The sequence below is a fragment of the Pseudoalteromonas sp. SR45-4 genome (genome assembly GCF_014163535.1).
Taxonomy (GTDB): Bacteria; Pseudomonadota; Gammaproteobacteria; order Enterobacterales; family Alteromonadaceae; genus Pseudoalteromonas; species Pseudoalteromonas nigrifaciens.
This window is the reverse complement of sequence record NZ_JACJDO010000097.1, coordinates 1-932: the sequence shown is the minus strand read 5'-3', so window position 1 is coordinate 932 and position 932 is coordinate 1. Positions and strand designations below refer to the sequence as shown.

Sequence of the window (932 nt, the reverse complement as noted above, 5' to 3'; positions counted from 1 at the left end):
CAAAAGCTGCTGCCACTGTGCGCTTGTTCTGTAAGTTTTCATCACCTGCTCCGAATTTATCATTGAGCAGGTATTTTTAGATAATCAGAACATCGATGCTAGGTGTGGTTCGCTAGACGCTTACGTTTAAATTATCATAGTAGTCTGTTTCATATTGAGCTGGTGAAATATACCCAATTGAAGATAATAAGCGTTGATTATTAAACCAATTGACCCACTCTAACGTTGCGTATTCAACAGCATCAACATTCTTCCACGGGCCATTTCTGCGAATAATCTCTGTTTTAAATAATCCATTTATTGTTTCAGCCAATGCATTGTCATAAGAGTCACCCACACTGCCTACAGACGCTTGAATTCCAGCTTCAGCAAGTCGCTCAGTGTATCGTATAGACAAATATTGGCTGCCTCTGTCGCTGTGGTGAATTAACCCTTCGGGGTTGCCACGATGCCAAATAGCTTGCTCTAACGCATCAAGAATAAGCTCTGTGTGCATTGTCGTTGATACACGCCAACCTACAATGTATCGTGAAAAAACATCTATCACGAAAGCGACATAAACAAACCCACTCCATGTGGCAAGTAGAGTAAGAGGCAGAACGTAGTCGAACTATTTTTCTGCCTCTCCTCTCCGAACCGTACGTGCACCTTTCAGCGCATACAGCTCTCCGCTTAATTGTGGCTTACAGCCATTACAACATCGCTGTAGCGAGATGTGACAGTATTTCTCATTTCATCTCTAAGATAAGGGTTTGATTCAGGTAATCGCCAACGGAAGGGCAACTTAGGACTGCTCACCAGTCGATATAGTGAAGCGCTACATAAATTACCTCGATTGCTTTTACCAAATAATACCCAAGTCTTGGCCTGATTTGGCGTCGGTCGTTTTATCCACTTCATCATTAATGACTTAACGGAGCAACGATATTTCC

General features: G+C 42.5%; 2 pseudogenes. Both read right to left on the bottom strand.

Annotated features, from left to right (window positions below):
- Window positions 1-112: 112 nt before the first annotated feature.
- A pseudogene (locus H5058_RS18105) lies at window positions 113-604 on the bottom strand (IS3 family transposase); the annotation flags it as partial.
- 68 nt (window positions 605-672) lie between these two features.
- Window positions 673-932, bottom strand: a pseudogene (locus H5058_RS18395) (group II intron reverse transcriptase/maturase); the annotation flags it as partial.